Annotated in this window: 25 protein-coding genes; 12 read left to right on the top strand and 13 right to left on the bottom strand. The window is 71.8% G+C overall.

Annotated elements, in window-relative coordinates:
* Positions 1–48 precede the first annotated feature (48 nt).
* The 6 genes from AC1DQF_RS01260 to AC1DQF_RS01235 form a co-directional block, all read right to left on the bottom strand.
* On the bottom strand, positions 49–1,299 hold the full coding sequence (locus AC1DQF_RS01260) for a sulfatase-like hydrolase/transferase (protein WP_477523389.1): 1,251 nt from the start codon (positions 1,297–1,299) through the stop codon (positions 49–51).
* 64 nt (positions 1,300–1,363) lie between these two features.
* The gene (locus AC1DQF_RS01255) at positions 1,364–3,235 is read right to left on the bottom strand and encodes an alpha-amylase family protein (protein WP_477523388.1); all 1,872 of its coding nucleotides are present in this window, start codon (positions 3,233–3,235) and stop codon (positions 1,364–1,366) included.
* Between the two features lie 98 nt (positions 3,236–3,333).
* The gene (locus AC1DQF_RS01250; RefSeq protein WP_477523387.1) at positions 3,334–3,837 is read right to left on the bottom strand and encodes a VOC family protein; all 504 of its coding nucleotides are present in this window, start codon (positions 3,835–3,837) and stop codon (positions 3,334–3,336) included.
* 4 nt (positions 3,838–3,841) lie between these two features.
* Positions 3,842–4,561 carry a DUF2652 domain-containing protein gene (locus AC1DQF_RS01245; protein ID WP_477523386.1) on the bottom strand — a complete coding sequence of 240 codons (720 nt, stop codon included), beginning with the start codon at positions 4,559–4,561 and terminating at the stop codon, positions 3,842–3,844.
* A 30-nt stretch (positions 4,562–4,591) separates the two neighbouring features.
* Positions 4,592–6,196, bottom strand: a complete 1,605-nt coding sequence (locus tag AC1DQF_RS01240) for an MFS transporter (protein ID WP_477523439.1) — start codon at positions 6,194–6,196, stop codon at positions 4,592–4,594.
* Between the two features lie 74 nt (positions 6,197–6,270).
* Positions 6,271–6,462: a hypothetical protein gene (locus AC1DQF_RS01235; RefSeq protein WP_477523385.1), complete on the bottom strand. Its 192-nt coding sequence runs from the start codon at positions 6,460–6,462 to the stop codon at positions 6,271–6,273.
* Between the two features lie 144 nt (positions 6,463–6,606).
* Between AC1DQF_RS01235 and AC1DQF_RS01230 the strand changes: the two genes are divergently transcribed.
* Both AC1DQF_RS01230 and AC1DQF_RS01225 read left to right on the top strand, forming a co-directional pair.
* Positions 6,607–7,215, top strand: coding sequence for a LysR substrate-binding domain-containing protein (locus AC1DQF_RS01230; RefSeq protein ID WP_477523384.1), 609 nt, complete (start codon positions 6,607–6,609; stop codon positions 7,213–7,215).
* Positions 7,216–7,338: 123 nt separating this feature from the next.
* Positions 7,339–9,120, top strand: a complete 1,782-nt coding sequence (locus AC1DQF_RS01225) for a BCCT family transporter (RefSeq protein ID WP_477523383.1) — start codon at positions 7,339–7,341, stop codon at positions 9,118–9,120.
* Between the two features lie 45 nt (positions 9,121–9,165).
* Here the strand turns inward: AC1DQF_RS01225 and AC1DQF_RS01220 are convergent, their stop codons facing one another.
* Positions 9,166–10,602, bottom strand: coding sequence for a GuaB1 family IMP dehydrogenase-related protein (locus AC1DQF_RS01220; RefSeq protein WP_477523382.1), 1,437 nt, complete (start codon positions 10,600–10,602; stop codon positions 9,166–9,168).
* Between the two features lie 105 nt (positions 10,603–10,707).
* Between AC1DQF_RS01220 and AC1DQF_RS01215 the strand changes: the two genes are divergently transcribed.
* On the top strand, positions 10,708–11,694 hold the full coding sequence (locus AC1DQF_RS01215; protein WP_477523381.1) for an adenosine deaminase: 987 nt from the start codon (positions 10,708–10,710) through the stop codon (positions 11,692–11,694).
* Here AC1DQF_RS01215 and AC1DQF_RS01210 read toward each other — a convergent pair.
* On the bottom strand, positions 11,687–12,301 hold the full coding sequence (locus AC1DQF_RS01210; protein WP_477523380.1) for a hypothetical protein: 615 nt from the start codon (positions 12,299–12,301) through the stop codon (positions 11,687–11,689). The two genes, AC1DQF_RS01215 and AC1DQF_RS01210, sit on opposite strands and share 8 nt — an antisense overlap.
* 15 nt (positions 12,302–12,316) lie before the next feature.
* On the bottom strand, positions 12,317–13,765 hold the full coding sequence (locus AC1DQF_RS01205; RefSeq protein ID WP_477523379.1) for a pyridoxal-dependent decarboxylase: 1,449 nt from the start codon (positions 13,763–13,765) through the stop codon (positions 12,317–12,319).
* Between the two features lie 97 nt (positions 13,766–13,862).
* On the opposite strand from AC1DQF_RS01205, the gene AC1DQF_RS01200 reads away from it, so the two are divergent.
* On the top strand, positions 13,863–14,150 hold the full coding sequence (locus tag AC1DQF_RS01200) for a YiaA/YiaB family inner membrane protein (RefSeq protein WP_477523378.1): 288 nt from the start codon (positions 13,863–13,865) through the stop codon (positions 14,148–14,150).
* A gap of 28 nt (positions 14,151–14,178) precedes the next feature.
* On the opposite strand, the gene AC1DQF_RS01195 is transcribed toward AC1DQF_RS01200, so the two are convergent.
* Both AC1DQF_RS01195 and AC1DQF_RS01190 read right to left on the bottom strand, forming a co-directional pair.
* Complete coding sequence (locus AC1DQF_RS01195; RefSeq protein ID WP_477523377.1) at positions 14,179–15,393, bottom strand: acyl-CoA dehydrogenase family protein; 1,215 nt, start codon at positions 15,391–15,393, stop codon at positions 14,179–14,181.
* On the bottom strand, positions 15,393–16,772 hold the full coding sequence (locus tag AC1DQF_RS01190) for an acyl-CoA dehydrogenase family protein (RefSeq protein ID WP_477523376.1): 1,380 nt from the start codon (positions 16,770–16,772) through the stop codon (positions 15,393–15,395). Before AC1DQF_RS01190 ends, AC1DQF_RS01195 begins: the two co-directional genes overlap by 1 nt.
* 96 nt (positions 16,773–16,868) lie before the next feature.
* On the opposite strand from AC1DQF_RS01190, the gene def reads away from it, so the two are divergent.
* Genes def through AC1DQF_RS01175 form a run of 3 tightly spaced genes read left to right on the top strand, consistent with a single transcriptional unit; the run spans position 16,869 to position 19,072 of the window.
* Positions 16,869–17,471, top strand: a complete 603-nt coding sequence (gene def, locus AC1DQF_RS01185; protein WP_477523375.1) for a peptide deformylase — start codon at positions 16,869–16,871, stop codon at positions 17,469–17,471.
* Positions 17,468–18,262 carry a TrmH family RNA methyltransferase gene (locus AC1DQF_RS01180; protein WP_477523374.1) on the top strand — a complete coding sequence of 265 codons (795 nt, stop codon included), beginning with the start codon at positions 17,468–17,470 and terminating at the stop codon, positions 18,260–18,262. The genes def and AC1DQF_RS01180 overlap by 4 nt, the downstream gene beginning before the upstream one ends.
* Before the next feature lie 57 nt (positions 18,263–18,319).
* Positions 18,320–19,072 (top strand): hypothetical protein, encoded by a 753-nt coding sequence (locus tag AC1DQF_RS01175; protein ID WP_477523373.1) that lies wholly within the window; start codon positions 18,320–18,322, stop codon positions 19,070–19,072.
* 36 nt (positions 19,073–19,108) lie between these two features.
* On the opposite strand, the gene AC1DQF_RS01170 is transcribed toward AC1DQF_RS01175, so the two are convergent.
* Positions 19,109–19,912, bottom strand: coding sequence for a TrmH family RNA methyltransferase (locus AC1DQF_RS01170; RefSeq protein WP_477523372.1), 804 nt, complete (start codon positions 19,910–19,912; stop codon positions 19,109–19,111).
* A gap of 21 nt (positions 19,913–19,933) precedes the next feature.
* Positions 19,934–21,169 (bottom strand): uroporphyrinogen-III C-methyltransferase, encoded by a 1,236-nt coding sequence (gene cobA, locus AC1DQF_RS01165; RefSeq protein ID WP_477523371.1) that lies wholly within the window; start codon positions 21,167–21,169, stop codon positions 19,934–19,936.
* Positions 21,170–21,253: 84 nt separating this feature from the next.
* Here cobA and AC1DQF_RS01160 point away from each other — a divergent pair, with 84 nt between their 5' ends.
* The 5 genes from AC1DQF_RS01160 to AC1DQF_RS01140 all read left to right on the top strand — a co-directional run bounded on the left by AC1DQF_RS01160 (position 21,254) and on the right by AC1DQF_RS01140 (position 24,886).
* Positions 21,254–21,775: a YbhB/YbcL family Raf kinase inhibitor-like protein gene (locus tag AC1DQF_RS01160; RefSeq protein ID WP_477523370.1), complete on the top strand. Its 522-nt coding sequence runs from the start codon at positions 21,254–21,256 to the stop codon at positions 21,773–21,775.
* A gap of 57 nt (positions 21,776–21,832) precedes the next feature.
* Positions 21,833–22,630 carry an ABC transporter permease gene (locus AC1DQF_RS01155; RefSeq protein ID WP_477523369.1) on the top strand — a complete coding sequence of 266 codons (798 nt, stop codon included), beginning with the start codon at positions 21,833–21,835 and terminating at the stop codon, positions 22,628–22,630.
* Entirely contained in the window at positions 22,623–23,444 is an 822-nt protein-coding gene (locus AC1DQF_RS01150) for an ABC transporter permease (RefSeq protein WP_477523368.1), read from the top strand. Before AC1DQF_RS01155 ends, AC1DQF_RS01150 begins: the two co-directional genes overlap by 8 nt.
* Before the next feature lies 1 nt (position 23,445).
* The gene (locus AC1DQF_RS01145; RefSeq protein WP_477523367.1) at positions 23,446–24,402 is read left to right on the top strand and encodes an ABC transporter ATP-binding protein; all 957 of its coding nucleotides are present in this window, start codon (positions 23,446–23,448) and stop codon (positions 24,400–24,402) included.
* A 94-nt stretch (positions 24,403–24,496) separates the two neighbouring features.
* Entirely contained in the window at positions 24,497–24,886 is a 390-nt protein-coding gene (locus AC1DQF_RS01140; RefSeq protein WP_477523366.1) for a hypothetical protein, read from the top strand.
* Positions 24,887–24,913: the final 27 nt, after the last annotated feature.

Raw genomic sequence — 24,913 nt, 5'->3', positions numbered from 1 at the left:
CCCGGCTCCACGGGGCCTTTTCTTCATTTCGGCCCGCGACGCAGTGGCTTACTCCTCGAGGGCTCGCAGTGCACGCCCTCGCGCCGAACGCATCTGAGTCACGCGGGCGGACAGCTGGGTGACGTCGGCGTCGCGGCGGCTGACGAGCTGGTGGGGGTCGGTGGCGAGGTCGTACAGTTCCCACTCGTCGCGCTCGTGGTGCTCGATGTAGGCGGTCGGGCCCTGGCGGAGCATCGCCCAGTCCAAGAACGTGTTCTCCACCAGCAGCCGGTGACGCCACGACGACCAGTCCCCGGTACGCAGCGGACCCAGCATCGAGCGGCCGGAGAGCTCGCGGCCGGCATCGGGATCGAGCCCGGCGATCTCGAGTGTCGTGGGCATCAGGTCGACCTGGGACACGAGGGCGTCGCGGACGCCCGGCTCGACCCCGGGACCGCGCACGACGTAGGGCACGCCCGCCGACTCCTCGTACGGCTGCTCCTTGGCCGAGAGACGGTGCTCCCCGAGCAGGAAGCCGTTGTCGGAGACGAAGAAGATCCACGTCCGGTCCAGCTGGTCGGTGTGCCACAGGAGGTCGAGCAGGAGGCCCATCTGGTCGTCGAGATCCTGCAGCTCCTCCAGCTTGCCCTCCAGCGCGGCCTGCATCCGTGCCCGATCCTTGAGGGGGAGGTTCCGCAACCACGTGGGCTTGTCGGACATGTCGGCCTCGTTGAACGCGGGCGGGTCCCAGCGGACGTCGTCGAAGTCGTGGCGGTGCTCACGACTGGGGGTGTAGGGGCTGTGAGGCGTCGACGGCGCCCACACGGCGAACCATGGACCTGCGTCGCGGTGTCGTTCCACGAACCGTCGCAAGCGGTCCGCGGCGAAGTCGTCGGCGGCCTTCTGGGGTCCGACGTCGCGCAGCTCGCCATCCACGCTGACCTGTCCCTCGAGACCGATCGTCGCGACCCAACGCCCCCATCCGGGTGCGACGTACCCGGGGTCGGTGACCAGGCCGTTCATGTACTTGCCGAAGTAGCCCGTGCCGTAGCCAGCCCCGCGGATCCGCGTCGCGACGGTGTCACGGTCGTGCCCCAGCGCGACGAAGCGCTGGTGGGTCCGGTTGGTGTCGCAGCGGTGATCGTGCGGGTAGCGGCTCGTGAGCATCGAGGCGCGAGCGGGCCCGCACAGTGGCATCGCGGTGTAGCCCCGCCGGAACCGCACGCCCTTCTCCACCAGCCGCTTCCACGTCGTGTCCATGGTGGGCAGCGACGACCGCGTCTGGTCATCGGAGATGATCCACAGCACGTTGTCGGCCATGCACCCCATCCTCAGGTGTGTCGGGCGCCGACGCCACCGCCGGATCTGCAGGTCCCGCAGAGGGTCAGCCGTTGATCAGCCACACCGCTTGGTACGGCCGTAGTCGCACGTCGCCCGGTCCGGCCAGCTCGGGCGCCGATCCGCTGATCCGGTCCACGCAGTGCTGCGGGTCGAGGCCCACGGCTCGCAGCCGGTCGCCCCACACCCAGCGCTCCGTCCCCGTCATGTTGTACGCGCCGACCATGGGTCCGAGGGGGTGCTCGCGCAGCGTGAGCAGGACGCCGGCATCGTGCGGGTCGAGGACCCGGGTGCCGGTCGACGCGTGCAGGTGTGGGGTGCCCGCGCGGGCGGCCACCAGTCGGCGTACGTGCTGCAGCAGGTGGTCCTCCTCGTCCACCGGCCACGGCATCGTGGGTCGGTGCGCCCACCGGTTGTCGCCCACGTGGGCAGGGTCGTCAGCCCAGAGCGGGTCGTTGAGCAGCCCGATCTCGTCGCCCATCCACAGGACCGGCAGCCCGCCCCAACCGAGGATCAGGGAGTGGGCGAGCAGGATCCGGTCGACGGCGAGCGGGTCGTTGCACTCGAGTCCCGCGAGGCTGGCCAGGCTCCCGGAGATGCGCCGGTCACCGGTCGCGGGGTTGTGCTGGAAGACCAGCCCTCGAGCCCACGAGCCCGGGAATGCGCCGCTGTAGAAGTCGGCCAGGAAGGATCTGTGGTCGAAGCCGTTGAGGCCCACCGCGGCGGCGTCCTCGTCGTCGATCGCCCAGCCGATGTCGTCGTGGCAGCGAGCGTAGGTGATCCAGGCGGTGGAGGCCGGGATGCGGTCGAGGCGCTGGAGCGCCTCGCTGGCCAGGCGGACGTCGCCGGCGGCAAGCATCGACCAGAGCTGCACCATCAGCCCGTTGTGGTAGGCGAGGTCGCTCACCTTCCCGTGTCGGGGACCGGTCCCGAGGTACTGCACCAGGTCGCGGGGCCCCACGATCGCCTCTGCCTTGAAGATGGTCGCCGGGCATGCCATCCGGGTCACCGTGCGGAGGGCCTGGGTGAGGGCGTGCACCTCAGGCTGGTTCTGGCACGAGGTGCCCATGCGCTTCCACATGAAGGCGACCGCGTCGAGCCGGATCGCGTCCACTCCGTGGTTGGCCAGGTTCAGCACGATGTCGGCGTACTCGCAGAAGACGTCGGGGTTGGCCCAGTTGACGTCCCACTGCCAGCTGTTGAACGTCGTCCACACCCAGCCGCGGAGCTGGTCGTCCCAGGTGAAGTTCCCGGGTGCGAAGTCGGGGAACACCTCGGGGAGGCTCGCCTCGTACGCGTCCGGGACCGAGCGGTCGGGGTGGACGTGGAAGTAGTCGCGGTAGTGCGCGTCCCCCTCCCGCGCCCGCACCCCCCACTCGTGCTCCGCGGCGACATGGTTGAGCACCAGGTCCAGGCACAGCGAGATGCCCGCCTCGCGCAGGGTCCGCGCGAGGTCGCGCAGGTCGTCCATGGTGCCGAGGTCCTCACGGACCGTCCGGTAGTCCATCACCGCGTAGCCACCGTCGCTGTCCCCCGGCCGTGGCTGGAGGAGGGGCAGCAGGTGCAGGTAGGTGACCCCGAGGTGTTGGAGGTACGGCGCCCTCTCGGCCACGCCGCGGAGCGTGCCCGCGAACCGGTCGGCGTACGCGGCGTAGCCGACCATCTCCGGACGTTGGAACCAGTCGGGGGCCAACGAGCGCCGCAGGTCGAGGTCGTGGAGGTCGTCGTCACGCTCCACGAAGGCGCGTGCGGCCTGGGCCACGACCCGCTCCCCCACCCCCGCCGCGTCCTCGTACACCGCGGACAGGCCCTCCAGCAGGTCCGGCCACCAGCGCTCCAGGCGGGCTCGGAAGAGATCACGCCGGTGTCGCGGCAGTGACGCGACGATGGCCTCGTAGGAGCCGGGCAGGTCCGTCATGGGCCCATCCAAGCGCACCGGGAGCGGGTGTGACCGGCCTGCGACATCGGGTCAGACGCGTCCGGTGCTCTCCTCGTCGAGTCGAGCCGGCCCGTCCCTCACAGCACCTTGCTCCCGTACATCTCGCCCAGCGGATCGGCGATGAGCTCGATGCGTGCTCCGTCGGGGTCGCGGAAGTAGACCGAGACCTTGCTGTGCACCGCGTGCTCGACCCCGGCCTCCTCCAGGCGGTGCACGATCTCGTGCCACCGCTCCGGTGCCACGGAGATCGCCAGGTGGTGCAGTCCGCCCAGGACCTCCGCGTAGGGGCCCACGTCCAGGCCGGGGAAGTCGAAGAACGCAAGAAGGTTCTCGTTGCCGATGTCGAAGAAGAAGTGCGAGGAGCCCGGGTAGTCACGGTTGTCGATGAGCTCGGTGAGCGGGAACCCCAGCAGGTCCTGGTAGAACCCGATGGTGCGCTCCACGTCGCTGCTGATGAGCGCGGTGTGGTGCAGTCCCCGGGCCGTGGTTTCTGGTCGCTCCCCCGTCGGGCGCAGGTGCGCTCGTCGGATGCGTTCGCGCTCGGCCTCGATGGCCGTGAGGTCGGGGGTGGCGTCGGTCATGGCACTACCCCCCGACCGATCCCGCGGGGTGCCGGCGTCGCCGGCCGAGCATGTACGGCAGACCGGCTCCGGCGGCGTACGCCGTGCGCGACAGCCGTCCGCGCCACGTGGGGCCCGGGAGCGTCGCGTCGACCCCGTCCAGAGCCGTCACGTCGACGTAGTAGGCCCGGACCGGACCGAAGCCCTCGATGTCCGGCGAGATCTCCTGCGCCGGATCACGGAGGCGGGAGGGTCCGTCACCCAGGAGGTCCTCCGTCAGCAGCACGTACTCCCGCACCGGGACCGGGTTCTTCAGCAACCGGTGCACCAGGATGACGTCGATGCCGACGATCTTGCGGCGCCGGCGGATGGTCTGGGTGGCGACGTCCCCCACGTGGGCGACGAACTTCAGGGTGAGGTTGGCCGCCTGCTTGCAACCCGAGCAAGGGCACAGGTTCGTGGCGACGTACTCACGCTCGAGATGGAACGCCCGGTGCATCGCCGCGGCGACGTCCGTGACCTCGCGGACCAGCGCGTCCGCGGCCTGGGAGCCGGTCTCGCGGTAGAGGAACGCCGCGTCACCCTCGATCTCCAGCAGCTCGAGACCCGGGGCCGCGTCGATCACCCGCTCGAGCAACCGGCCCGTGTTGACCTGGGCGTGCGCGAGGCTCATGCGGTGGGTGCTCATGTACTCGGTGTAGCCACCGATGTCCGCGATGAGCATGAGCGCGCGGACCGACGACATGCCTCACGATGACAGACCCCTCCGTCACCCTCAAGGGCCAGAGGTCGGCGGATTCCCGGACGGGTGCTCCGGGTCGTAGCGGTCGAGCAGCGCGTCCACACCCCGCGCGGCCTCCTGGGCGCTCGGCGTGTAGCCGAGGACGACGGGCAGGAACCGGTCCGAGAGCAGCGCCCGCAGCCGTACGTCGCCGCGTGCCACGACCGTGGCGGTCCGCGGAGTTCGTCGGAGCAGGGCGATCTCGCCGAAGCCCTCACCGGGCCCGAGGGTCGCCACCAGCCGCCCGTCACCCACCACGTCCACCTCGCCCGACTCGACCACGTAGAAGCGGTCGCCGACGTCGCCCTGGCTGAACACCGTCGTGCCCGCCGGGACCTGCACCGACTCCAGACCGCGGGCGAGCTGCTCGACGGAGGGCAGCGGCAGGGTCCGCAGCATGGGGACCCCTTGCAGCAGGCTCACCTCCACGTCGTGCACCACCACCGAACGGTCGAGGGCCTGCAACCGCCACCACGACGCCGCCGCCAGCACGGGGCAGACGAGACCGATGCCGACCAGTGCCGCGCGCACCCCCCACGCCTCCACCGCCCACGACGCGGCGACGGCGCCGACCCCGATGGACAGCGCGACGAGGCTCTCGAGCACCCCGAACACCCGCGCCAGCACCTCGTCGGGCGCCAGCCGGCCCAGGAGCGTGAAGCCCGCGACGTCGATCAACGCGTTCCCGATGCCGACGAGGGCGAGGAAGCCCAGCGCCGCGACGTCCTGCGGGACCAGGCCGACGAGCACCAGCGGCAGGCCCCACAGAGCGACCCCGGCCGCGAACCACGCACCCAGTCGTCGGGTGCCGACGAGGAGCGACGCACCCAGCGAGCCGAGGACCGCGCCCACACCGACGGCGGTCATCAGCGTGCCGGCACCCGGCTCCCCCCGGTCGAGCAGCTCGATGGAGACCACGACCGAGAACACGGTCAGCGCTCCGCGCGTGAAGGACTGCGCTGCTGCCAGGCCGAGCACCAGTGCCAGGTCGCGGTCGTGGACGACGACCCCGATCCCGTCGATCGCCTCCCGCACGAGGCGGCGCCGGGCCGACGCGGACGGACGGGGCGGGGCGTCGTACTGGAGTCGGAGCAGGAGGCCGGCGGACCACAAGGACGCAGCGGCGGCCACGCCGAACACCACCTCGACGTCCGCCACCTCGAGCAGCACCGCGGCGATGAGCGGACCGACCAGGGTGGCCAAGGAGTCGAGCATCCCGCGTACGACGTTGGCGCTGACCAGCTCGTGCCCGGTGCGGCACAACGAGGGCAGCAGCGCGGAGTGGGCCGGACGGAAGAGCGTGGCCGCGATCGTGGAGACCACCGCCAGGACGTAGATCGCCCAAGGTGCGCCGCCCACAGCGGCGACGACGGCGGCCGCCGCGGTCGCGACGCCGCGCACCGTGGACACGACCACCAGGACACGCTCCCGGCGCCCGCGATCGGCGAAGGGCGTGAGCAGGGGTGCACAGATCGCGGACGGCACCATCCGCAGCAGCCCCACCAGGCCGAGAGCGGTCGCACCGCCCTCGCGGTAGGCCACGATGCCGAGCGCGACGGTGAACGCCCACTCGGCCGTCCATGCCCCGAGGAAGCTCAGCTGGGCGCGGCGCAGGTCGGCATTGCGCGCATTGCTGGTGAATGCGGCGGCAGCGTCGGCCAGCCTGTGGGTGCTCAGCGGCCGCGCCGCGGCCTGCCCGAGGGACCCATCCGGTGGTGCACGCGGATCGGTGCCTCACCCAGGCCCGGCACCCCCGGTGAGTCGGACTGCATCAGGCCGGGCGGGTCGCGCCGCCACCGCCGCTCCAGGATGACGCCGAACACCACGAAGTAGGCCACCACGCCCCCGAGAAGAATCCACCCCATGCTGGGACCGTACGCCCGAAAGTCGCTTTCAGGGAGTGTCGATCCGGACGCCGTGTCCCGACAGCAGCGCAACCAGGGAGCCGGGACCCCGCTCGAGGTGGAGCAGCACGTGCGTGATCACACCCGTCACCCTAGGCTCGCCGGGTGAGTGACCCCCGCCGACCGACCCTGCGCATCGGCTTCGTGACCGGCGCGACCCCCGACAAGTGGGCCCGCGCCTGGCGCGAGCGCCGACGCGAGCTCCTCGAGCTGGTCCCGGTCACCGAGGAGGAGCAGGTCGCCGGCGTCCGCGACGGCAGCCTCGACATGGCGCTGGTACGGCTGCCGGTCGACACGGCGGGCACCGCGGGTCAGGGAGAGCTGCACTGCATCCGCCTGTACGACGAGGTGCCGGTCGCCGTCGCCGGCCTCGAGCACGTCATCGGCGCGGTCGACGAGGTGACCCTGGAGGACCTGGCCGACGAGCAGCTGGTGCGCCCGCACGCCAGCGGTTGGACGCCGACCGCGGAGCAGCTCGACTGGCCGCCGATGTCGGAGAAGGACGCGATCGAGACCGTCGCCGCGGGCACCGGGGTGGTYGTCGTGCCGATGAGCGTGGCCCGCCTCTTCCAGCGCAAGGACGTCGTCACGCGCCCCGTGAGCGACCTCGAGCCCACCACCATCGCGCTGGTGTGGCTCCGCGACCGCGACGACGACGTCACGCAGGCCTTCGTGGGCGTCGTGCGCGGACGACGGGTCACCAGCTCGCGCTGAGCGCACGCGGCGAGCGTGTGCATCACGTCACGCTCACGGCTCTGGGTTCGTCCGTCGTGCACGACAGCCCCTAGTGTCGACGGGCCCGTTCTCACGAGTAACCCCAGGAGGTGTCACCACCCAGTGACCCAGGAAAAGACGTCGGAGCGCCAGCTCTCCGACTCCCTCAAGTCCCCCACCGACTCGGTGATCCCCCACCCCGCGCTCGACGTCGAGCCCCCCGCCGAGTCCGAGCGGCCCCAGGTCCTCGACAAGGTCGTCTTCGGAGTCACCGCCGCGATCGCCGTCGGCTTCCTGCTCTGGGGCTTCCTCGACACCGCCTCCCTGGCCAGTGCCTCGGGCAGTGCGCTGACCAGCACCATGAAGTACCTCGGCTGGCTGTTCGTGCTCACGGCGTCCGGCTTCGTGGTCTTCGCGCTGTGGCTGGCGCTGGGCAAGTACGGCAACATCCCCCTCGGTCGCGACGGGGACGAGCCGGAGTTCTCCACCACCTCGTGGGTCGCGATGATGTTCTCCGCCGGCATGGGCATCGGGCTCATGTTCTACGGGGTCAACGAGCCGCTCACCTTCTTCGCCGACACCGAGGGCTTCGCACCGCCCGGCTCCGAGGGTCTCACCGACCCACAGCGTGCCGAGACGGCGATGGCGCACACGCTCTTCCACTGGACCCTGCACCCGTGGGCCATCTACGCGGTCGTGGGTCTCGCCATCGCGTACGGCGTCTACCGCAAGGGCCGCCTGCAGCTCATCAGCGCGGCCTTCGAGCCGCTGCTGGGCCGGCACGCCAACGGCCCGGCCGGCAAGGTCATCGACATCCTGGCGATCTTCGCCACGCTCTTCGGCTCGGCGGCGTCGCTCGGCCTCGGTGCCATCCAGATCGCCAGCGGCCTCCGGATCGTGACCGGGCTGGGCGAGGTCGGCAACGGCGTGCTCGTCGGCATCATCGCGGTGCTGACCGTCTGCTTCATCCTCTCGGCCGTCTCCGGCGTCGCCAAGGGCATCCAGTGGCTCTCCAACATCAACATGGTGCTGGCGCTGCTGCTCGCGGTGTTCGTGTTCGTCGTGGGTCCGACGATGTTCATCCTCGACATCATCCCGACGTCGATCGCCTCCTACGTCCGCGAGCTGCCGACCATGGCCGGGCGCACCAACGCCGACGGCGAGGAGGCCGCGGCCTGGCTGAGCAGCTACACCGTCTTCTACTGGGCCTGGTGGATCTCCTGGACCCCCTTCGTCGGGATGTTCATCGCGCGGATCTCGCGCGGTCGCACGATCCGCCAGTTCGTCTCCGGCGTGCTGCTGGTGCCCAGCATGGTCAGCCTGGTCTGGTTCGCGATCTTCGGTGGCTCGGCCATCAAGCTGCAGATGGACGGCAGCGACATCTACGGCGCCGGCGCCCTCGAGGACCAGCTGTTCACCATGCTGGACCAGTTCCCGCTGGCCGCCGTCTCCAGCGTGCTGGTGATGGTCCTGGTGGCGATCTTCTTCGTCTCGGGTGCGGACGCGGCGTCCATCGTCATGGGGTCGCTCTCGCAGAACGGCGCCATCGAGCCGAGCAAGGGCCCGGTCATCTTCTGGGGCGTCGCCACCGGTGGCGTGGCCGCGGTCATGCTCCTGGTCGGCGGTGACACCGCTCTCGACGGCCTCAAGACGATCACCATCGTCGCGGCCGTGCCGTTCGTCATCGTGATGATCGGCCTGTGCGTGTCCCTGGTGAAGGACCTCAGCCAGGACTCGATGATCGTGCGCACGCGCGTGGCCCGTGAGGCCGTGCACGAGGCCGTGATCGCGGGCGTCACCGAGCACGGTGACGACTTCCGCCTCTCGTTCGAGCAGGAGCCGGGCACGGACGAGACGTCCGCGCCGGCCCCCACCAACGGGTCGGCACCGAGCACGCGGGTGTGACCCACGCCTGACCCCAGCACGACCCGGCGGCCGCTGGGCGCCTCCTCACCAGGAGGTGCTCAGCGGCCGTCCTTCGTGGAAGCCGGCCGCCGACTGCAGGCCGACCACCGCCCGCTCGTGGAACTCCTCGAGCGTCGTGGCGCCGGCGTACGTGCACGAGGACCGCAGCCCCGAGCAGATCTGGTCGATGAGGTCCTCGACGCCCGGCCGCGCCGGCTCGAGGTACATCCGCGACGAGGAGATGCCCTCCTCGTAGAGCCCCTTGCGGGCCCGGTCGTACGCCGACTCGGTCGAGGTCCGGTTGGCCACGGCCCGCGCCGACGCCATCCCGAAGGACACCTTGAAGGCCCGGCCGTCAGCGTCGTGCATGAGGTCGCCGGGCGACTCGTGGGTGCCGGCGAACCACGAGCCGATCATCACCGAGCTGGCCCCGGCGGCCAGGGCCAGCGCCACGTCGCGGGGGTGACGCACTCCCCCGTCGGCCCACACGTGCCGGCCCAGGTCGCGGGCGGCGGCAGCGCACTCCAGCACCGCGCTGAACTGCGGGCGCCCGACGCCGGTCATCATCCGGGTCGTGCACATGGCCCCCGGCCCGACACCGACCTTGACGATGTCGGCCCCGGCCTCGACCAGGGCCCGGGTCCCCTCCGCGGACACGACGTTGCCCGCCACGACCGGGACCTCGGGTGAGAGCGCCCGCACCGCGCGCAGGGCCTCGATCATCCGGTCCTGGTGGCCGTGGGCCGTGTCGACGACGAGGCAGTCGACCCCGGCGTCGAGGAGTGCCGCGGCCCGGGAGGCGACCTCGCCGTTGACGCCGACCGCCGCGGCGATGCGCAGGCCGCCGGTGGCGTCGACCGCCGGGGCGTACAGGGTGGCGCGCAGCGCGCCCAGCCGGGTGAGGACGCCGACGAGCGCCCCGTCGTCGCCGACCGCGACGGCGAGCGGCGCCTTGGCCGCGTCCAGCCGGTCGAAGACGACCCGCGGGTCCGCGTCGGCAGTGACCGTGACCAGGTCGCGGCGCATCACGGCGCCGACCTGGGCGAAGCGGTCGACCTCGGCGCAGTCGGCCTCGGACACGACCCCGACGGGGCGACCGTCCTCGACCACCACGGCGGCCCGGTGGGAGCGCTTCGGGATGAGCGAGAGCGCCTCCGCCACCGTCTGAGTGGGGGCGAGCTCGATCGGGGTGTCGAAGACGTGGTGGCGCTGCTTGATCCAGCGCACGACGTCGGTGACCACCGGGATCGGGATGTCCTGCGGGATCACGGTGAGGCCGCCACGGCGGGCCGTCGTCTCGGCCATCCGCTTGCCGGCGATGGCCGTCATGTTGGCCACCACCAGCGGCAGCGTCGCACCGGTGCCGTCGTGGGTGGCGAGGTCGACGTCGTACCGGCTGGCCACGGCGGAGTGCCTCGGGACCATGAAGACGTCGTCGTAGGTCAGGTCGTGCGGCGGGGCCGCGTCGTGGAGGAAACGCACGTGTCAGGAATCTACGTGAGTACGCCACGCGGGCGCAGTCCGCCCAGGGTTCGATTCCTGTCCTGACGCGCCGCCGTCGGGCGAAGTGGTGGTATGCAGGCGAGCATGCTCCCGATCGCAGAACTGCATCTCCATCTGGAGGGCACCCTCGAGCCCGAAACGATCTTCGCGATCGCCGAACGGAACAGGGTCGCACTGCCCTACGCAGACCTCGATGAGCTGAAGGCGCGCTACGCCTTCACCGACCTGCAGTCGTTCCTGGACCTCTGCTACGCCAACGTCTCCGTGTTGCGCGTCGCCGAAGACTTTTCCGACATGACCACGGCCTACCTGGATCGTGCTGCCTCGGCAGGAGTTCGGCACGCTGAGGTCTTCCTCAACCCGCAGGCACATGTACGGCGCGGGGTCCCGCTGCGTGACGTCATGGACGGGGTGTCTGGTCCCCTGTCCGCGTCGTTGCGCACTCATGGCCTGAGCAGTGGCCTCATCGTGGCGTTCCTGCGCGATGACAGTGAGGAGTCTGCAGCCGCCACGCTCGACTCGGTCCTGGCCCTCGACGTCCCCTTCATCGGGGTGGGGCTCGACTCCGCCGAGGCGGGCAACCCGCCCTCGAAGTTTCGGCGGGTGTTCGAGCGGGCTCGCGCCGAGGGACTCAACCGGGTCGCTCATGCGGGCGAGGAAGGTCCGCCCAGCTACGTCTGGGAGGCAATCGACCTCTTGGGCGTTCAACGGATCGACCACGGCATCAGGTGTCTCGAGGATGACCGGCTCGTCCAGCGCCTCGTCGAGGATCAGCTGCCGCTCACTGTGTGTCCGCTCTCGAACGTCAGTCTGAGAGTGGTCGGGAGCATCGCCTCACACCCTCTGCCGACGATGCTGGAGCGCGGTCTCGAGGTGACCGTCAACTCCGACGACCCCGCGTACTTCGGTGGTTACGTCGATGACAACTTGGATGCGCTGGTCGAGGCCGGCCACCTCGCAGCCGCCGATCTTGCGACGCTTGCGCGCAACTCGATCGAGGCATCCTTCGCCGACCCGCATCGCAAGCGGGAGCTGATGGGCGAGCTGGACGCGGCACTCGCCGCTACGTGAGCACGCCACGCGGGCGCAGGCCGACGTCCTCGAGCTCGAGCTCGGCGAGGCGTCGTACGACGTCCGGGTCCTTGCGACGCCAGTCGCCGGCGGGGTCGTCGCTCACCCGGGCCAGCACCCGCATCGGCTGGTGGGCGAGCGCCCGCAGGGCGAAGAGGTCGAGGTCGTCGGCGGAGTCGATGAAGCGCGCCCCGGCCGTCGCCTCCCGGATGAACCGCCACCGCCGGGGCAGGTGGACGGCGAGGATCACCAGGATCGGGATGAGGGCGATCGCGAGGCCCAGCACGACGGCCAGCTGCTCGACCGCCTCGACGGACGCCCGTCCGGCCGCGGCGATCCCGTCGGAGGCCTCCGCCGCCTTGTCGAAGGGCGTCGCCAGCTCGTCACCGATGAGGGGTGCGTCGTCCAGCCGGCCGCCCGCGTCGCGCAGCTGCCCGGCCATCGCCGAGGCGGACTCGTCGGTCTGCCGCCCGGGCCCGGCCAGGGCCGTGGTGCCGTCGTGGACGGCCATCCCGACCCACACCCACAGGACGAGCCAGGCGACCACGAGGAGGTCGGCGACGATCTGGGCGGTACGGCGGCCGGGGCTGTCGGCGTAGAGCTTCATGCCCCCATCCGAGCATCACTCGGGTGGCGCGGCCACCTCCGTGAGGGCAGTCCAGGTGCGGTCGATGTCCGCGGGGGTGGTGCGCCAGCTGCCCACGGCCCATCGGATGGCCGCCCGCCCCTCGACCCGGGTGTGGCTGAGGTAGGCCACGCCGGAGGCGTTGACCCGCTCCATCATCGCCATCGTCTCCTCGTCCCCGGCCACGGCGCGGAAGACGACGAGGCTCAGGCTGCGCGGGGTGACCAGCTCGAAACGCTCGTCGTCGGCCACCAGCTCCTCCACCCGGCGGGCCAGGTCGACGCCCTCGCGGATGTGGGCGCGCAGGCCCTCCAGGCCGTAGGTGCGCAGCACCGCCCACAGCTTGAGCGAGCGGAACCGCCGTCCGAGCTGCGGGTGCCAGTCGCGGTAGTCGACCACCTCGCCGGAGTCGGACGCGGCGTTGCGCAGGTACTCCGGGGTCAGCGACAGCGCGCCGGTCAGCGAGTCCCGGTCGGGCACCCACAGGACGCTGCAGTCGAAGGTGGTGAGCAGCCACTTGTGCGGGTTGGTGACCATCGACTGGGCGAGGTGCAGACCACGGGTCAGGATGTCGCGGTGCTCGGGACAGACCGCCGCCACGCCTGCCCACGCCGCGTCGACGTGCAGCCACGCGCCGACGCCGTCGAGGGCCTCCGCGATCGCCTGCACGTCGTCCACGGCCCCGGTGGACGTCGTGCCCACGCAGGCCTGGACGAACACCGGGCGGCAGCCGTCGTCGATGTCCTCGGCCAGCATCCGCTCGAGGCTGCGCACGTCCATCGCCTGGGTGGCCGGGTCCACGTCGACCATCCGGACCGACTCGGAGCCGAGGCCGGCCATCATCGCCGCCTTCACCAGCGACGAGTGGGCCTGCGAGGAGCCGTACACCGTCCAGCGGGTGTCGCCGAGCCCGACGTCGCGGACCCGGCCGCCGCTCGCGGCATGCAGGGCCGCGAGCAGCGCGGTGAAGGTCGCGGTGGATGCGGTGTCCTGGATGACGCCGCCGCCCTGGCCCGGGGCGGCGTGGCGGAACTGCTCGGGGAGACCGAGGGCCTGCGCGAGCCAGTCGACGACGACCTGCTCGACCTCGGTGACCGCCGGGCTGGTGGCCCAGATCATCCCCTGGGCGCCGATGCCGCTGGAGAGGAGGTCGCCGAGGATCGCGGCCGGCGACGAGTTGGCCGGGAAGTAGGCGAAGTAGCGCGGGTGCTGCCAGTGCGTCAGGCCCGGCACGACCACCTCGTCGAGGTCGGCCAGCAGGGCGTCGAAGCCCTCGGCCTGCTCGGGCGGGGCCTCCGGGAGCGCGCGTCGTACGTCGCCCGGCGCGACCTGGGCGAGGACCGGCAGGTCGTCGAGCGACGCCCAGTAGTCGGCGATCCAGTCGATCGCCGCGTGCCCGTGCCGGCGGAACTCCTCGGGTGACATGTGCGCGCTGCTCTCGGCCATGGCCCGAAGGTACTGGTCGCGGTTGAGCCGTCGTACTCAGGGCGCGTCGGGTAGCCGACCGGGTCCGGCATCCCGCGCCGACCGCGAGGGTTGCCCCATGAGCACTCCCACACAGTCCAAGAACACCAACGCCTTCTTCGCCCAGGCCGCGATCTCCTTCGGGGTCGCCCTGGTCGCCATGGTCTTCGCGATCCTCTACCTGCCCGTGGACCCGTGGATCCGCGCGTTCCTCGGGCTCGGCCTCATGTATGTCACGACGTCCGCCTTCACGCTCGCCAAGTGCGTGCGCGACGCGCAGGAGAACCTCACCGTCGTCAGCCGTATCGACCAGGCCCGCGTGGACAAGATCCTCGCCGAGCACGACCCGTTCCGCTCGATCTCCTGAGCCGGAATCGAGGGCGCGACACGGGCGCTCAGCGCAGCTCGGCGCTGGTGAGCCCGAGCACCCGACGGGCCACGATCAGCAGCTGGATCTGCTGGGTGCCCTCGAAGATGTCGAGGATCTTGGAGTCGCGCGACCACTTCTCGAGCAGCTCGACCTCGCTGTAGCCCAGCGAGCCGGCCAGCTGCACGCAGGACAGCGTGATGTCGGAGCCCACCCGGCCCGCCTTGGCCTTGGCCATCGAGGCCTCGAGCGAGTTGGGCTTGCGGTTGTCGGCCATCCAGGCCGCCTGCATGGTGAGCAGCTGGGCACCCTCCCAGTCGGCCTCGAGCCGGAGGAACGTCGCCGCAGCGGCGGACTGCACCTGGGCCGGACGGTCGTAGTCGATCCCCACCCCGGCCTGCTCCAGCAGGTCGCGGGTGAGGTCGAGCGCGGCGCGGGCGCAGCCGACCGCCATCGCGGCCACCAGCGGCCGGGTGTTGTCGAAGGTGGCCATCGCCCCGGCGAACCCCTGCTTGACATCGATCTCCGGCGAGCCCAGCAGGTCCTCGGCCGGCACCCGGCAGTCGGTGAACGTGATCGCCGCCGTGTCCGAGGCCCGGATGCCGAGCTTGTGCTCCAGGCGCTCGACCTTCATCCCGGGGTTGTCCTTGCGGACGACGAACGACTTGATCGCCGCACGCCCGAGGGACTTGTCCAGAGTGGCCCACACGACCACGCTGTCGGCCCGCTCGCCCGAGGTGACGTAGATCTTCTCGCCGTTGATGACGTACTCGTCGCCGTCGAGACGGGCGGTGGTGGAGATGCTGGCGGAGTCCGAGCCGGTGCTGGGCTCGGTGATGGCCATCGCCGCCCAGGTGCCGGCGTACCGCTCCTGCTGCTCGGGTGTGGCGACCGAGGCGATGGCGGAGTTGCCGAGGCCCTGGCGGGGCATGGAGAGCAGCAGTCCGGTGTCGCCCCAGCACATCTCGGCGACCGACATCACGGACGCGAGGTTCGCCCCGTTGCGGACGCCGCCCGCGGCAGCGTCGCTCTCGTCGCGGCGTACACCGRCGGCGCCGGCTCCCTCCGACGACCCGGACTCGGAGAGCCCGTCGATCATCGCCGCGAGCATGTCGAGCTCCTTGGGGTAGGAGTGCTCCTCGCGGTCGTACCTGCGGGAGATGGGTCGCAGCATGTTCATGGCGACCTGGTGGGCCTGGTCGACGAGCGTGCGGTGCTTGCGGGGTGTCTCGAGGTTGATCATTAGACGAGCACGCTTCCTTCCATGATCCCGATGGCACGCAGGTCGCGGTACCACCGCTCGACCGGGTGCTCCTTGACGAAGCCGTGGCCCCCGAGCAGCTGGACGCCGTCGAGGCCGATCCGCATGCCCTTGTCGGCGCACAGCGAGCGGGCGAGCGCCACCTCACGGGCGAAATCCTTGCCCTGCGCGGCCCGCGAGGCGGCCTTGTAGGTCACCAGCCGCATGGCCTGCAGCTCGATGGCGATGTCGGCGACCATGAACGCGACCGCCTGGCGGTGGCTGATCGGCTCGCCGAACGCCTCGCGCTCGTTGACGTACGTGGTGACGTAGTCGAGGACCGCCTGACCGGTGCCGACCGCGAGCGCGCACCAGGCGAGGCGGGACAGCCGCACGCACTCGACGTACGTCGACCCGTCGACCTCGCCGAGGACGGCGTCGGAGGGGACGCGCACGCCGGTCAGCGCGAGCCGGGTCAGTGAGGCGGCGCGCACGCCCATCGACGGGTCCGCCTCGATCGACAGGCCGTCGGCGGACGACTCGACGAGGAAGAGGACCGGTCGGCCCTCGAGCTCGGCACCCACGACGAAGAGCTCGGCCTCGGCACCGCGGACCACCGCCGACTTAAGGCCGTCGAGGACGAACCCGTCACCGTCGCGACGGGCGGTCGTGGCCGGCGAGAGCGGGTCGAAGAGCACCGTGGGCTCGGTGAGGGCCAGCGCGGCGGCGGGCACGTCGTCGCCGGTGAAGGCGGGCAGGTAGGTCTGCTGCTGGGCGTCGGTGCCCCACAGCCCGAGGGCGGTGGCCACGGAGCCCGGGGCCAGTGCCGCCACCGCGAGGCCCATGTCGCCGTGGGCCAGCGCCTCGGCGACGAGGGTGCCGGCCATCGCCGAGCGCTCCTCGGAGATGCCGCCCAGGGACTCGGGGACACCCAGGATCGGCAGCCCGATCTCCAGGCCGGCCCGCAGCAGGGCGTCGGGAGCCGCGCACGCCGCATCGGCCTCGGCGGCGGCGGGACGCACCACCTCCGCGGCGAACTCCCCCACCACGTCGACGAGCATCTGCTCGTCCTCGGTCGGGGTGAGGTCGAAGACCCCGCCGGCCGAGGCCGTCCCCGGCCGGGCGCCCGGTGCACCGCGGGTGCCGACACGGGCGAACTGGCGCCCTGCGGCGGTCGCGGTGCGGAAGCCGTTGCGGGTCACGGTGAAGACCGCCTGCTCGGCCTGCGTGCGCAGGCCCAGCCGGTCGAGCACCTCGCTCTGCGCCAACCGGTTGAGGCCGGCGACGGCCAGGCCGATCGGGTCGCGGCTCTCCGTGGAGGACAGACCGTGCTTCCCGCCCGGCCTGCGTCCTCGCCTGAGGAAGTCTGCGGTGAGGTACATGCTCCTAATGTAACTCTGAGTTACACATGACGCCACAGACTGTCGGGGCGAGTCTGCGTGTCGGGGACCCCGGCGTACGTCACTAGGATTCTCGCCATGCCCGTCGACCCCCAGGCCCCCACCGTCCACGCACCCCACGGCCCGCTCCCCACGGGCGGCACGGCCCGTCCAGTCACGCGGTGGGGCACCCCGGTGATGCACTCCGCGCAGCAGCGGGTGGTGTCGTACGACGACGCGCTCCGGTCGCTGGCCGCCGACATGGTGGCCACGATGTACGCCGCCGACGGGGTCGGGCTCGCGGCCTGCCAGGTCGGCGAGGACGTGGCGATGTTCGTCTTCGACTGCCCCGACGAGAGCGGCGCGCACACCGTCGGCGTGGTCTGCAACCCGGTGGTGACGCTCCCCGAGGGTCGCGACCGTAGTCTCGACGACGGCGAGGAGGGCTGCCTGTCCTTCCCCGGGGCGTTCGTCGAGTGCGCGCGCCCCGACTGGGCGGCGGTCGACGGCACCGGCCTCGATGGCGAGCCGGTCCACTTCGAGGGCGACGGACTGCTGGCGCGGTGCCTCCAGCACGAGACCGACCACACCCTCGGCACCGTGTTCGGCGACCGGCTCCCCACCAAGGCCCGCAAGAAGCTCCAGAAGCAGCACGACAAGGCCGCCGACGACTATCCCCTCGACTGRCCGGCCGGGTCGTGACCGTCCGCATCACCAGCCGCAACGCCCGCTTCCAGCAGTGGGAGTCGCTGCTCCACAACCGCACCAAGCGGCACCGCCTCGGCGAGCTGCTGGTGCAGGGCGTACGGCCGATCACGCTGGCCATCGAGCACGGCTGGACGATCCGGGCCCTCGTCTCCGACGGTCGACCGCGGATGTCGGCCTGGGCGGCCGGGGTCTGGGGATCGACCGACGCCGAGCGGGTCGTGATGGCGCCCGAGCTGGTCGCCGAGCTCAGCGAGAAGGACGAGCCGTCCGAGCTCCTCGCGGTGGTGGCCATGCCACCGGACGACCTGTCCCGGCTCGACCCGAGTGGCCTCACCGTGGTCTTCGACCGTCCCACCCAGCCGGGCAACATCGGCACCCTGGCGCGGTCCGCGGACGCGTTCGGTGCCACCGGCCTCGTCGTCACCGGGCACGCCGCAGATCCCTACGACCCTCGTGCGGTCCGCGCCAGCACCGGCTCCCTGTTCGCGCTGACCGTCGTCCGGGCCCCCTCGCACCGGGAGGTGCTCGACTGGGCGCGCCCGGCGGGCGTCCACGTCGTAGGGACCGACGAGACCGGGTCGGTGGACCTCCGCGCCGCGGACCTCACCGGTCCGCTGGTGGTGGTCGTCGGCAACGAGACCGCCGGCATGACCGCCGCGTGGCGAGAGGCCTGCGACGAGCTCGTGTCCATCCCGATGGCCGGCTCGGCCAGCTCCCTCAACGCCGCCACGGCCGGGTCGATCGTGCTCGACGAGGCCGCCCGCCAGCGCCGCGGCTCCGCCTGACCGGGACGGTCCAGACCGGCTCTTGCCCCCGGTGGTCCCCGAGGCGCGCAATGGGACATGGCCCCACCCGTGCACGGCCGCCGCGGGGACGTCGCTCCGTCGTACGCCGCGGAGCTGGGCGAGCTGTGCCGCGTCATCGTCCTGGGTGGGGTCCCCCTCGGCATCGTGTGCACGGCCGGGCTGTCCCGGCTGGCGATGTTCGTGCTGCGACTGACCTCCGACGACGCGCTCCGCGGACGCCTGACCGACGACGGGTTCACCGTCGGCGAGGTCACGCTCTTCGGGTTCTACAACCTGGCGATGCTCGGCGTGGCGGTCGGGGTCGTCGGCGGCGCGGCATACGTCGCCGTCTCCCCCTGGCTGGTCGGCGGCCCCTGGCTGCGGTCGCTCACCGTGGGCGTGACGGCGGGGCTCGTCGTGGGGGCGCTGGTCCTGCACCCCGACGGTGTCGACCTGACCCTGCTCGAGCCGACGTGGCTCGCGGTCGCGTCCTTCGTCGCGATCCCGTTCGTCTTCGGGTGCGCGGTGGTCCCGCTCGTGGACGCCGCCGCACGGGGCCTCCCCCGCTGGACGTCGTCCGGGCGGYGCCGCTGGCTGGTCCCCGTCGTGCTGGTGGCGCCCTTCCCGCTCGTCCTGCCTGCGGTGGGACTGGTGCTCGCCGTGGTCGCGGTGCTGCTGCCGGTCCGCCGTGCCCTGCTCGACCCGGTACGCCGCTCGGCGGTCGCGATGTGGACCATCCGGACGGCCTACCTCATGGTCCCCGTCCTCGGTGCCGGGGCACTGCTCGACGACGTGGCGGCGCTGTACTAGCGGCCGGCCGGTCGAGAGCGCCCGCTCAGCGCCCGGTCAGCGGTGGGCGGCGACGTAGCAGGCGACCGCCGTGGCGGCAGCGACGTTGAGCGAGTCGATGCCCTCGCGCATCGGGATGATCGCGCGCCGGTCGGCCGACTGCTCCCAGCGCGGCGAGAGCCCATGCCCCTCGGACCCGAGCACCAGCGCCAGTCTGTCGACGCCGGCCACCGCCTCCTCGATCGGCGTCGAGTCCGGGGCGAGGGTGAGCGCGACGGTGGTGAAGCCGGCGGTTGTCAGGTCCGGCAGGGCGTCGTACCAGTCGGGGAGGCGGGTCCACGGCATGGTGAACACCGCGCCCATCGCGACCTTGATCGCGCGCCGGTAGAGGGGGTCCGCGCAGCGCGGCGAGAGGAGCACGGCGTCGAAGCCCAGGGCCGCACCCGAGCGCAGGATGGCGCCGACGTTCGTGTGGTCGACGATGTCCTCCAGCACCAGCACGGACCGGGCGCCGGCCAGCACGTCGGCCACCGGGGGCAGCGGGCGTCGCTCCAGCGAGGCGAGCGCCCCGCGGTGCACGTGGAAGCCGGTGACCTCTTCGGCCATCGCCTCGGAGAGCACGTAGCAGGGCGCGTCCGTCGTGGCCAGCACGTCGGCGAGTCCGTCGATCCACCGCGGCGCCATGAGCAGCGACCGCGGGACGAAGCCGGCCTCGACGGCACGGCGTACGACCTTCTCCCCCTCGGCGAGGAAGAGACCGTGCTCGGCCTCCAGGTGCTTGCGGAGCTCCACGTCGCGCAGGTCGCGGTAGTCGGCCAGCCGGGGGTCCGCGGGGTCGGAGATCTCGATCAGGTCAGCCACGGCACGCATCCATGGTGCCCATCATCGGTGAGCGGCATCCCGCCCGTAGTGCGCAGGGTGCGCCACGGCCACGACCTCGCCGACCACGATGATCGCCGGCGGCCGCACGCGGTGGGCGGTGAGCTCGTTGGCGAGGGTGCCCAGGGTGGCCAGCACGGTGCGCTCCTCGGGCATGGTGCCCTCGACGACGACGGCGACCGGGGTGTCGGYCGGGCGGCCGCCGTCGAGGAGGGCTGCGGCGATGTGCGGGGCGTTCTCGACGGCCATCATCAGCACCACGGTCCCGCGCAGCTGGGCGATCGCCGGCCACACCACCAGCGAGTCGGGGTGGCCGGGCGGCAGGTGACCGGACACGACGGTGAACTCGTGGGTGATGCCACGGTGGGTCACCGGGATCTGCGCCACGCCGGGCACCGCCACCGACGAGGAGAGCCCGGGGATGACCGTCACCGGGACCCCGGCGGCCTCGCAGGCGATGACCTCCTCGTAGCCGCGGCCGAAGACGAAGTTGTCGCCGCCCTTGAACCGGACGACCCGCTTGCCGGCGCGGGCCCGGTCCACGAGGAGCTCGTTGATGTGCTCCTGCAGCGCCGAGCGGCCGCGCGGCAGCTTGGTCACGTCGATGAGCTCGACGCCCGGCCCCAGCTCGTCGAGCAGCTCGCGGGGGGCCAGCCGGTCGGCGACGACCACGTCGGCCGAGGCCAGGGCGTGCCGGGCGGCCACGGTGACCAGCTCGGGGTCCCCCGGACCGCCGCCGACCAGCACGACGCCGGGCGAGCGGTCCAGGGCTCCCGACGCGGTGAGGTGGCCGTCGCGCAGCGCGGTGAGGATGTCGTTGCGCAGCGTGGCCGACTGGTGCGGCTCGCGGTTGCCGAGGACGCCGATGGTCGCGGTGCCGTGTCGCCCCACCGCAGGCGTCCACGCCGTCGCGGCCGTGGCGTCGTCGCTGCGGACGCAGAAGATGCGGCGCTCCTCGGCCGCCTCGGAGACCAGCGTGTTGGCGTCGGGGTCGTTGGTGGCCGCGATGACGTACCACGCGCCGTCGAGGTCGGTCGGCTCGAAGCGTCGCAGCTCGAGGGTGATCTCGCCCCCCATCCCCTCCAGGGCCGGGGTGACCACGGGCGAGACGACGGTGACGCGGGCGCCGGCGGCGATGAGCAGCGGGACCCGCCTCTGGGCCACGTGCCCGCCGCCGACCACGACGACCCGGCGGTCGCGCAGGATCAGTCCCGAGAGGTACGGCGTGGGGTCGCTCATGACGCCCATCCTCCCGCGCCTGCTCGTCGCCGTCCGTCCCGTCCACCCTTGAAACGGCAACCACCGCACTCCTAGGTTCGTTGTATGAGCCTCGAACGCCCCATCGCCCCCAATCCCTACGACTACCTCCCGACCGTGCCGTCGTTCACGGTGACCAGCACCGACGTCACCGACGGCCAGCCGCTGAAGGACGACCAGGTCGCCGAGCACGGCAACACCTCGCCCCAGCTCAGCTGGGAGGGTGCGCCGGCGGGCACGAAGAGCTTCGTCGTCACCTGCTTCGACCCCGATGCCCCGACCCCGAGCGGCTTCTGGCACTGGTCGCTCGTCGACCTCCCGGCCGACGTCACCTCCCTCGACACCGGTGCCGCGGCCGGCGATCTCCCCGGCAAGGCGTTCCACGTCCGCAACGACGCCGGCGACGCGGGCTTCACCGGCGCCGCTCCCCCGCAGGGCGACCACCCGCACCGCTACTTCTTCGTGGTCCACGCGGTCGGCGAGGAGAGCCTCGGCGTCGACGCCGACGCCTCCAACGCGGTCGTGTCGTTCAACCTGGCCTTCAAGACCCTCGGACGAGCGATCGTCCACGGCACCTACCAGCACTGACGGCCATCCACCACGACGTGTGAGAGGATCCCGGTCGCTCGAATTCGGGAGGCCGGGATGCTCTACGTCGCCATCGCGACGCGCGCGTTCCGCCGCTACTCGACGTACCGCGCCGCGACGCTGGCCGGGATCTTCACCAACTCGGTGTTCGGCGTCATCTACTCCTTCGCCTACCTCGCGCTGTGGCAGGAGAACCCCACGGCCGGTGGGTACGACGCCAACGACGCGGTGACCTACGTCTGGCTCGGCCAGGCGCTGCTCATGACGATCGCCCTGTGGGGCGGCGGCACGACCGACGACCTGGCCGAGCGGATCCGCACCGGCGACGTGGCCATCGACCTCTACCGTCCCGTCGGCCTGGTCGGCTGGTACCTCGCCTCCGACCTGGGCCGCGCGGCGTACCACTTCCTCACCCGCGGGATCGGCCCCACCGTGATCGGGTTCGTGTTCTTCGACATCAGCCTGCCGGCGGGGCCCACGGCCGCGCTCGGCTTCGCGGTGTCGCTGGTGCTCGCGGTGGTGGTCAGCTTCGCGATCCGCTTCCTCGTGGCCAGCACGGCGTTCTGGCTGCTCGACCAGTCGGGCGTGAAGGTGATGAGCGGCGCCTTCGCGATCTTCTTCAGCGGGATGATGTTGCCGCTCGTGCTCTTCCCGGGCTGGCTCGGCACGCTGGCCAACGCGCTGCCCTGGGCGTCGTACGTGCAGGTGCCCGCCGACATCTGGCTCGGCAAGCACACCGGCACGGACCTGCTCGCGGCGCTGGGCTTCCAGGTGTTCTGGATGGTCGTGCTGCTCGGTTGCTGCCACGCGGTCCTGCGCGCCGCGACCCGCAAGGTGGTGGTCCAGGGTGGCTGACGTCTCCCCCACACCGGCGATGCTGCACCTGCGCACGTACGGCCAGATCGCGTGGCTGTGGATCCGGGCCGCGTGGCAGTACCCCACCTCGTTCGTGCTGCTCGCGGTCGGCAACGGCCTCATCACCGGGCTGGACTTCGTCGGCCTGTGGATCATGTTCTCCCACCTCGACGAGCTGGCCGGCTTCACCCTCCCCGAGGTCGCCCTGCTGTACGGCGCGGGCTCACTGGCGCTGGGCATCGCCGACACGGCGATCGGCAGCGTCGAGCGGATCGGCACCTACGTCCGCACCGGTCGGCTCGACCAGATGATGACCAAGCCGGTGCCGCTGCTGGTGCAGGTCTGCGCCGACCAGTTCACGCTGCGACGCCTGGGGCGGATCACCCAGGCCACGATCGTGTTCGGCTGGGCCTGCACGTACGTCGAGTGGACCCCGCTGCGGGTGCTGGTCGCCGTCTCGATGGTGCTGAGCGGCGCGGCCATCTTCTTCGGCCTCTTCGTCGGGTTCTCGTGCATCCAGTTCTGGACCACCGACGCGACGGAGTTCGCGAACGCCTTCACCTACGGCGGCGCGACGGTGACGCAGTACCCGCTCAGCATCTTCACCCGCGAGGTGGTGGTCGCGCTGACCCTCGTCGTCCCGGTCGCGTTCGCGAACTGGTACCCCACGCTGTACCTCCTCGGCCGCGAGGACCCCTTCGGGATGCCCTCGTGGCTCCAGTTCGCCTCGCCGGTTGCCGCCCTGGCGACCGTCGTGCTGGCCCTGCTCGTCTGGCGCACCGGGGTGCGCCACTACACCTCCACCGGGAGCTGAGATGTCGCTGATCGACGTGCGGGACCTCGAGCGGACCTTCGTCGTACGCCGCAAGGTCGACGGCGGGCGGCGACGGGTGCGCGACGAGGTACGGGCCGTCCACGACCTGACGTTCGCGATCGAGCCCGGGGAGATGGTGGGCTACATCGGCCCCAACGGTGCCGGGAAGTCCACGACCATCAAGATGTTGACCGGCATCCTGGTCCCCACGAGCGGCCACCTTCGGGTGGCCGGCCTGGACCCCAGCCGCGACCGGGTCGCCCTGGCCCGCCGCATCGGGGTCGTCTTCGGCCAGCGCACCACCCTGTGGTGGGACCTGCCGCTGCGCGACTCCTTCGAGCTGCTCCAGAAGATGTACCGGATCCCGCCGGAGCGGTTCCGCGCGAACCTCGAGCGCTTCGTGGAGCTGCTCGACCTCCGCGACCAGCTCGACACCCCGGTGCGCCAGCTCAGCCTCGGTCAGCGGATGCGGGGCGACATCACCGCCGCACTGCTCCACGACCCCGAGATCCTCTACCTCGACGAGCCGACCATCGGGCTCGACGTGGTGAGCAAGGGTCGGCTGCGCGAGTTCCTCCGCGCGCTCAACGCCGAGCGCGGGACCACCCTGGTCCTCACCACCCACGACCTCCAGGACATCGAGGCACTCTGCGACCGGGTGCTCGTCATCGACCACGGCACCGCGGTGTTCGACGGGCCGCTCACCGCACTGCAGGCCCAGGGTGGCTCGACCCGCACGCTCGTCGTGGACCTCGTCGACGAGGCGGCCCCCATCGAGGTGCCCGGAGCCGTCGTACGCCGGGTCGAGGGGCCGCGCCAGTGGCTGTCGTTCCCGGCCGAGGCGAGCGCCGCACCCCTCGTCGCGGCCGTCGCAGCGTCGTACGACGTCGCCGACCTGTCCATCCAGGAGCCGGACATCGAGGAGGTCATCCGCGACCTCTACGCCCGCGGGGCCTAGCGCGGCAGCCGGGCCCGTCCGGGCTGACGGGTGGTCCGATCCGGGCCTACGCTGGTGGCACCCGACCAGCGACGCGCGCACACGGGGGGAAACCTTGTCCACACCTGACGACGACCGGCCCGCCGCCGGCTCCGTGCCGGAGCCCGCCGTGAGTGCCCACCAGGCGGCGTGGGCCAGGGCCGCCGAGAACGACCGCGCCAGGGCGGCGGCCCGGGCCGCCGCCCAGTCCGCCGGCGGCCTCCCCGACTGGCCGCGCATCGCTGCCGCCGTCGTGCTGGCCATCGCGGCGGTGACCGTCTGGTTCGTCATGGCTCCCCAGGAGCCGGACGAGGCGATGCCGCCCACCATCGCCAGCAGCGCGGACTTCCAGGTCCGGTCGGTCCAGCAGGACCAGGCCGACGACCGTCGCGACGCGCTCCTGCTCACCGGTCTCCTCGGCGGCGCCCTCGCGATGGCCACGAGCCGACGCCCCGCACGGCACTGACGGCGCGCCACTGGACATCGCGGACGG

This window comes from Nocardioides sp. P4_G4 (genome assembly GCF_056401085.1).
Note: the sequence above shows the minus strand (reverse complement) of the source record. Positions and strands in the feature narration are given on the sequence as shown.

Coding starts and splice junctions, on each gene's coding strand:
- AC1DQF_RS01200 (WP_477523378.1), top strand. CDS start 13,863: ATGAGCACTCCCACACAGTCCAAGAACACCAACGCCTTCTTCGCCCAG.
- AC1DQF_RS01155 (WP_477523369.1), top strand. CDS start 21,833: ATGCTCTACGTCGCCATCGCGACGCGCGCGTTCCGCCGCTACTCGACG.
- AC1DQF_RS01245 (WP_477523386.1), bottom strand. CDS start 4,561: ATGTCGTCGGTCCGCGCGCTCATGCTCATCGCGGACATCGGTGGCTAC.
- AC1DQF_RS01250 (WP_477523387.1), bottom strand. CDS start 3,837: ATGACCGACGCCACCCCCGACCTCACGGCCATCGAGGCCGAGCGCGAA.
- AC1DQF_RS01145 (WP_477523367.1), top strand. CDS start 23,446: ATGTCGCTGATCGACGTGCGGGACCTCGAGCGGACCTTCGTCGTACGC.
- AC1DQF_RS01260 (WP_477523389.1), bottom strand. CDS start 1,299: ATGGCCGACAACGTGCTGTGGATCATCTCCGATGACCAGACGCGGTCG.
- AC1DQF_RS01210 (WP_477523380.1), bottom strand. CDS start 12,301: ATGAAGCTCTACGCCGACAGCCCCGGCCGCCGTACCGCCCAGATCGTC.
- AC1DQF_RS01255 (WP_477523388.1), bottom strand. CDS start 3,235: ATGACGGACCTGCCCGGCTCCTACGAGGCCATCGTCGCGTCACTGCCG.
- AC1DQF_RS01205 (WP_477523379.1), bottom strand. CDS start 13,765: ATGGCCGAGAGCAGCGCGCACATGTCACCCGAGGAGTTCCGCCGGCAC.
- AC1DQF_RS01160 (WP_477523370.1), top strand. CDS start 21,254: ATGAGCCTCGAACGCCCCATCGCCCCCAATCCCTACGACTACCTCCCG.
- AC1DQF_RS01215 (WP_477523381.1), top strand. CDS start 10,708: ATGCTCCCGATCGCAGAACTGCATCTCCATCTGGAGGGCACCCTCGAG.
- AC1DQF_RS01190 (WP_477523376.1), bottom strand. CDS start 16,772: ATGTACCTCACCGCAGACTTCCTCAGGCGAGGACGCAGGCCGGGCGGG.
- AC1DQF_RS01235 (WP_477523385.1), bottom strand. CDS start 6,462: ATGGGGTGGATTCTTCTCGGGGGCGTGGTGGCCTACTTCGTGGTGTTC.